Below are 7,013 nucleotides of genomic sequence, written 5' to 3'. Positions count from 1 at the left end.
GCAGTGAATAAAAGAAGGTACCTATAGGGTTGCAGCTATATGAACATTATGATTTGAGCCTACCAGAAGACACCATCATCCCACTACGTGTTAGCGGATGAGACACCCTAAGTATTCTGTGGTGCCCACCTGTGTCGCTCCTAAAAATCCCTTACCATAATGCAAGAGATCTATTAGGTTAAGCCTTTTTGCCAATTATTACAACATTTTTACTTGGGAAAAAATAATCAGGTATAGCCATATTTCTCGGTGCAGGCCCCCCAATTACTCGACCTGATGTATCATAATATGAGCCATGGCAAGGGCAGAACCAGCCGTTGCCGTCCTTTGTAGCATGATCAACCGGCACACACCCAAGATGGGTGCATATTCCAACTATAATTAACCACTCATCTCTTCCTTTGCATACTCTTTGCTCATCCGGCTGGGGATCTCGCAAATCTTTTACATCAACTGCTCTTGCAGCTTCGATCTCTTGTTTCATACGTCTGCGAATAAATACCGGTTTACCTTGCCATCTTATTTTTTTCCCCTGCCCTTCTTGGATATCAGATAGATTAACCTCGACCGTAGACATCGCTAAAACTTCAGCGGAGGGGTTCATAGACTTAACTAGTGGCCAAAGTCCACTAGCAGCTCCTATACCTGCCATAGCACATGTAGTTAATGTTATAAAATCTCTCCTACTCTTATTTTTAGTGAGGCCTTTAACAGGAGCTACTTCTTTAGCCTCCTTGTCTGTCAACAATTTTTCATTTTTATTTAATTTTTTGCCCATCGATCTCTACTCAGCTACAAATATATATTTTAGCTCAAATACTATGGATTAATCAATAAAAACTTGCACTTTTAGCCGTCGCTGCTACAGCTTGGGGAGACAGAGTTTCCGACCTTTTCAGAAGTGCTATCTTCAGTGGAACCAGGATCTTCAATTTTTGCTGCTGACACCACCTTTTCTTTACTCTCTGTTTTAAATAGGGTAACTCCCTGAGTGCTACGCCCTGTGATTCTAATACCATCAACTGAAATGCGAATTAACTTTCCTTTATCTGTAATGAGCATTATATTGTCACCCTGCTCAACTGGAAAACTAGCAACAACACTGCCGTTTCTGCTGGTGGTAAGAATATTGGTGATACCAACACCACCCCTATTGGTTACTCTGTACTCATACGCAGAAGTTCTTTTACCAAAGCCATTTTCAGTAATGGTTAGTATAAATTCCTCATTCACCGCAAGTTTTAAGAATAATTCACTGTCTACTCCCAAATCGTTCAAAGACTTTTCTAACTTAGAATCAATGACGTTATTAGTAGCAGCTTCCAGTCTTTTTGCAAGTGGAACTTTTAGGTAAAGTTCTTTTGTTTCTGTTGTAACACCTATACCGTTTAGTATGGTCATGGATATCACGCTATCGCTCTTTACAAGTTTGATGCCTCTTACGCCATCTGAATTGCGGCTTTTGAATTGGCGAACATCACTTACAACAAATCTGATGCTTTTTCCAAGCGTTGTTGAAAGTAAAACGTGATCAATTTCGTTGCATACTTTAACCGACACTAATTCGTCTCCCTCATCAAGCTTTATTGCTATCTTTCCATTACTTGGAATATAGTGAAAATCTGCTAAGGAGTTACGCCTTATGTTTCCATGAGCAGTAGCAAAGACTATATTCTGATTTTCATCATTCTCACTTGGAAGTGGCATAATGTTAGTTATAGTTTCACCTTCAGCGAGAGGAAATATATTAACAAGCGCTCTTCCACGTGCTGTTGGCTCTGCAAGAGGTAATTTATAAACCTTTAACCTATAAACTCTGCCATTGTTGGAAAAGAATAAAAGGCTAGTGTGGGTATTTCCAACAAACAATCTCGTGGTTACATCTTCCTCCTTTAATCCCTGTCCCAGCTTTCCTTTTCCACCACGACGCTGAGTTCTATAGTGAGAAAGCTTCACGCGCTTAATGTAACCATTCATAGTTACGGTTACCACCATATCCTCTTGTGGAATGAGATCCTCAGCTTCAATGTCTAGACCTGACTCTTCTATTGAAGTCTTTCGCGGTACGGCAAATCTGTTTTTTATCTCTTGTAAATTATTCTTTATTTCTTTCATCAATTTTTCTTCTGAGCCAAGAAAAGCGATATATTCTTTTATCAGGTTGATCATTGAATTTAGCTCAGCCTTTAATTTGCCTTTTTCAAGACCTGTTAAGCGTTGCAATTTCATGTCAAGAATAGCCTTCGTCTGCAGCTCAGTTAATCTGTACACTCCGTTTTTTAAAAAGCTCTCACTGTCTGAAATCAAGCTAATAATCGTGTTTATTTCAGCTGAAGCCTTCCATCCCCTATTTAAAAGCTCTTTGCTTGCTTCTTCAGGATTTTTCGCACCACGGATGATTTTTATCACTTCATCTATGCTTAAAACTGCAATATAGAGCCCTACGTATATATGAGCTTTTTCCCTCGTTTTTCTTAGACGAAACTCTGTTCTCCTGATTAGCACTTCTTTTCTAAAGTCAACAAAAGCAGCTATGATTTCTTTCAATGACATCAAAGCAGGTCTGTTTTTACTCAGAACCAAGGTGTTAACACTAAAGCTACTTCTTAAAGGAGTAAGTCCCAGTATTTGATTCAGTAAGAAATCTGCTGCAGTATTTTTCCTAAGATCAATCACTACCCTAATGCCGGACTTATCGGACTCATCCCGGATCTCAGTTATGCCATCAATTTTTTTCTCTTTTACGAGCTCACCTATTTTCTCAATTAATTTTACTTTATTTACCTGGTAAGGTATTTCATCAATAACTATTGCTTGCCTACCTTGCGGCAGATCTTCTATATGAGTTTTACCTTGTACAACAATTGAGCCTCGACCTGTGGCAAACGCTAACCTTATCCCAGATTTACCAAGAATTGTTCCGCCAGTTGGAAAATCCGGGCCAGGCATCACTTCGAGCAGTTCATCTAAAGTTACTTCGGGGTTATCTATGTATAATACACAAGCATCAATTACTTCTCCAAGATTATGAGAAGGAACGTTGGTTGCCATACCGACTGCGACACCACTTGTACCGTTTACCAATAGATTCGGAAACTCTGCAGGTAGTACAACAGGCTCTGTTTCATTTTCATCGTAGTTTGGCCTAAAGTCAACTGTATCTTCATCTATATCATTCAATAAAAAATGCGACACTTTGTGGAGCCTTGCTTCTGTATATCGCATCGAAGCTGGAGGATCTCCATCTATTGAACCAAAATTACCTTGCCCATCAATAAGTGGTAAAAGAAGAGAGAAATTTTGAGCCATTCTGACCAAGGAGTCATAAATAGCCATATCACCGTGTGGGTGATATTTCCCCATTACATCCCCAACTATACGAGCTGCCTTTTTATATGGCTTACCAGCATCATACCCTGCCTTTGACATTGCATATAATATCCGCCTATGGACTGGTTTAAACCCATCCCGCACGTCAGGTATAGCCCGGCTTATGATTACGCTCATTGCATAAGAAAGATAAGAATCTTCCAGCTCCTTCACTATTGAAATTGGTACTATGTTGTTTTGCATTTTCTATACTTTAATCGAAGTAACTGCAATATTAACATTTAGTTAAGCAAATGGTCAATGATAAATTAGACAGCATGTTATCCTACTTCTTGTTTACAATAATAATATTGAGCTATAGAATTACACTAAAGGGGCAATTAGCTCAGCTGGTAGAGCATCTCGTTTACACCGAGGAGGTCGGCAGTTCAAGTCTGTCATTGCCCACTATATTAATTCTGGTATATCACAAATTCACTATAATAGCCTGTTTTAATAGCTATAAACATTGTTTTTTATATCTAATCATTTATTTAAAATCCTTTACTTTCTTTTTATAACCCTCTACCGTTTTTCTAAAAAAGGTAGGTGCTGGCTTTGAAAAAAGCAACAAGCTTTGATACTAGTATAAAAATATATTCTACATATAAATTTAAGCTTTACTCATGCTGTATATTGTATACAATATGTTATCTATCTAGGTTAGGAGGTGGCATATGTGTCACTACGTTAATATGGAAACATGTGCGAGAGTCTGTAGTAAGCAAGTGAGCGTAAGCTAGGGGAGAAATTAAGCACTAGACAAGATTGGTTAGAAACAGATGAGCTATTAGACGAGGAGTATGAGTTTATAAAAAAACGTCTTTTATTATCACATGACACTCATTTTTTAATGGATAGTAAATTGTCGTTTGGGATATAGTATGTAAGTGGTTTGCTTACATATCTAATTTAACAGAAAGTCAGAGGAGGTTAAATAAAGAATTGTTAAGCACTCTTAAAGGTTTAGATCCATGTTATTACGATCCAAGGGAAGGCAGAAATTACGAGTACTATATTGAAAAACTTACAGAATTCTTACAAAATAGTAAGAATAATAAAAACCTTAAAACTGTTTTTAACCTAAAAATGAAGAGAGTCTGGGTTAATAGTATTGCACGCAGTATCGTCTATAGGTGAAACAACTGCAAAATATAATAGTGCTATAGATTTGCTCTTAGAAGCGGGAGCTGATCATAATTACAGGATGATGGAGGAAAGACGCCCCTACACTATACTGATATGCTTGTTAATATAGCTTCTCTCCTGAAAGGAAAAGCTAGTCCTAATATATAAGATGATGAAGGAAGAACACCATTGCACTATGCTGCTAGTATTGGTCACACTGACTATGTAAATTTGCTTCTGGAGAAAAAAGCTGATCCTGGTATACGTGATAGACAAGGAAAGACTCAACTGGAAATCGCAATTGATAGTTATCACTATTATGTCAAAGAATACTTTTTAACTGACAATCATAAAGAAATTGGGTGAAGAATTATGTTGTATACTTGGTGCATGCTTTAATGCATATGAACATTGTGTCTGGAGTTAAGATAAAGGTTGTTCAGATTACACTGTTAGCTTCATTAACTTCACTGAAAGTCTGAAAAAGCTTTTGGATAAACACAAGGATAGTCAAGATCTAAAAATGATTTTCAGTGTTCAAGACGGAGGAGGTGGGTCAAAAGTACTTAACTGCGCTAGGGCTATTAATAAGAAAGCAGTAGATTTACTTTTATTGTCAGGAGCAATTGATCCGAGCAAAGAAGGGAATTCACTTTTAGGTTGTGGTGGGTCTTTTCATAGTGCTGGGTAAAAGTATTTCGTAAAATCTACCTTATGGAGTATACTAAATCAACAAATAAAGCTAAATAAGTTTTTAGATGGAATATCTGGCGCTCAAAATATGAGTCAACTAGAAAGAATTGTAGATGAAGCTATGAGTTCTGAAAAGAGGTTTAATTTTCCTATGCATTCATATGAAACAACATGCAAGGTACGTACAACTTTGCAGATTGTGTAATAACAAAGAATCAGCACATTAGAGAAGGATCCCAAAACTGCTAGTAATATAATATATAAGTTGATATCGAAAGGAGTAGTATTTTATAATGGAGACAGCTAGAAAATCATTGATACACTGGAACCTGAGCTTAAGTACCAAAAATTAATATGGTGAGGGCTTATGTAAATTATATTAATTGTACTCAGAAATTTCTGAAAATTGTTAAAAGTGCAGCAAGTGGTAGATTGTGTAATGCAAAAATGGACAATGTTACTTCTTAATTTAGAGTATTCTAGAGACAGCGTAATAAACGTTGCAGAGATTACAGATGGAGCAAGGAATTTAGGATCAACCCAGGGAGAAATGGGATATGGAAGAGGTATAATCAAGATCGGTAAAAGTGAGGTAGAAATTACAATAGAAAACGGTATAAGGAATTACACAGATCTTACAGATGGTAGTGACATAGCATTAACTTTTCCCACTAGTTTGAGAGAACTAGAAGTGAGATAATACCCTGATACGCAAGATACAAATCTCATAAAGGTAGAAATAAACAGTCAAGATTTGCTAGAGCAACTAAAAAACTGTAATGAAAAAATAGGAAAGAATTGCTTACTAGGAGGGTTACCAGTTAGTAAGTCTATAGAGCAAGGATCTTTTTTAGATCTAGAAAATCGATGTGTTCTGAGTAATAGGTCAATCTGATAGAAAGCAAATGGATTCTTGGATAATGCATTAAGAGTTAAGAAGAGTCTCAGGTACAGAAAGAGGAAAAATTACTATGCCTTGAAATTTGCCCTAGAGAATAGACAGTACGTCTAATCTTTTTTATTGTCCTGTTAATAAGGCAGTAACTTAGCTTTTTTAGCTAATTAACTTTTGTGTTATAGAATAGCGTTTTTAATTTTCGTAGGGTAGTATGTGAAACAGGGCGTGTAAAAAAGAAGTTATCTCAATATTAAGTTTTTTACTTGCTGGCCTGGTCTTAGTGGTTGTAGTCCAAGTTTTTACCAGGGACCGGAGTTGTGTCAAAGCTAGTGATCAAGGTATCGAAGCGTTGTTTAATCGTTGGAATGATTCATTAAAAACTGGCGATGCTTATCAGATTAACGCAAACTACACTGATGATACAGTATTGCTATCAACTCTATCCTCTAGTCCTAGAACAACCAGTGCTCAGCACGTTGATTACTTTAAAGATTTTTTAGCTGAATGTCCAATTGCAGAAGTTGAGTCAGTACTATAAACATTGGATGTAATAAAGCTGTTGACACAGACTTATATACCCTCAGACTAAAAGACGGCAAGGAGTTACGAGCTAGTTACATGTTTACTTACAGGTGGGACAAGAATAAATAGTTAATATCATCGCATCATTCTTCATTGACACCTGAGAACCACTTATAACTTTGGAGCTTTGATATGGCTATCTATAGAACTTTCGTCACCGGAAAGGTAAATAAAATACATCACAAATTCACTCAAACCTGCCAATTGCGGGCAAAAAGATAGCTTAAAGAGTTCTTCCCTTCTCCACTTGCCTAAGCTAAAAACATTATATGCTTTTGACAAGATACGAGACAACAGTAGAGAAAAGCTACCCAATAGAAAACGAAAAAAACTACTTTACAAT

Annotated in this window: 5 protein-coding genes, 1 tRNA gene and 1 pseudogene; 5 read left to right on the top strand and 2 right to left on the bottom strand. The window is 36.8% G+C overall.

Going from position 1 to position 7,013, the window contains the following annotated elements:
* Positions 1-178: 178 nt before the first annotated feature.
* Together petA and gyrA are read right to left on the bottom strand one after the other, a co-directional pair.
* The gene (petA, locus tag IHO13_RS03850) at positions 179-778 is read right to left on the bottom strand and encodes a ubiquinol-cytochrome c reductase iron-sulfur subunit (RefSeq protein WP_225538358.1); all 600 of its coding nucleotides are present in this window, start codon (positions 776-778) and stop codon (positions 179-181) included.
* Between the two features lie 71 nt (positions 779-849).
* Complete coding sequence (gyrA, locus tag IHO13_RS03845) at positions 850-3,573, bottom strand: DNA gyrase subunit A (protein WP_225538357.1); 2,724 nt, start codon at positions 3,571-3,573, stop codon at positions 850-852.
* A gap of 131 nt (positions 3,574-3,704) precedes the next feature.
* Between gyrA and IHO13_RS03840 the strand changes: the two genes are divergently transcribed.
* From IHO13_RS03840 to IHO13_RS03820, 5 genes and pseudogenes are all read left to right on the top strand, one after another.
* Positions 3,705-3,777, top strand: a tRNA-Val gene (locus IHO13_RS03840).
* Between the two features lie 897 nt (positions 3,778-4,674).
* Positions 4,675-4,863 (top strand): annotated as a pseudogene (locus IHO13_RS03835) (ankyrin repeat domain-containing protein); the annotation flags it as partial.
* A gap of 124 nt (positions 4,864-4,987) precedes the next feature.
* The gene (locus IHO13_RS03830; RefSeq protein ID WP_225538355.1) at positions 4,988-5,188 is read left to right on the top strand and encodes a hypothetical protein; all 201 of its coding nucleotides are present in this window, start codon (positions 4,988-4,990) and stop codon (positions 5,186-5,188) included.
* Positions 5,189-5,614: 426 nt separating this feature from the next.
* The gene (locus IHO13_RS03825; RefSeq protein ID WP_225538354.1) at positions 5,615-5,890 is read left to right on the top strand and encodes a hypothetical protein; all 276 of its coding nucleotides are present in this window, start codon (positions 5,615-5,617) and stop codon (positions 5,888-5,890) included.
* 478 nt (positions 5,891-6,368) lie between these two features.
* Entirely contained in the window at positions 6,369-6,626 is a 258-nt protein-coding gene (locus IHO13_RS03820; protein WP_225538353.1) for a hypothetical protein, read from the top strand.
* Positions 6,627-7,013: the final 387 nt, after the last annotated feature.

The organism is Wolbachia endosymbiont of Mansonella perstans (genome assembly GCF_020278605.1).
Classification (GTDB): domain Bacteria; phylum Pseudomonadota; class Alphaproteobacteria; order Rickettsiales; family Anaplasmataceae; genus Wolbachia.
This window is presented reverse-complemented; position numbering and strand designations above follow the sequence as displayed.

Excerpts from the sequence above, each read along its gene's own strand:
- petA (WP_225538358.1), bottom strand. The coding sequence starts at position 778 with ATGGGCAAAAAATTAAATAAAAATGAAAAATTGTTGACAGACAAGGAG.
- gyrA (WP_225538357.1), bottom strand. The coding sequence starts at position 3,573 with ATGCAAAACAACATAGTACCAATTTCAATAGTGAAGGAGCTGGAAGAT.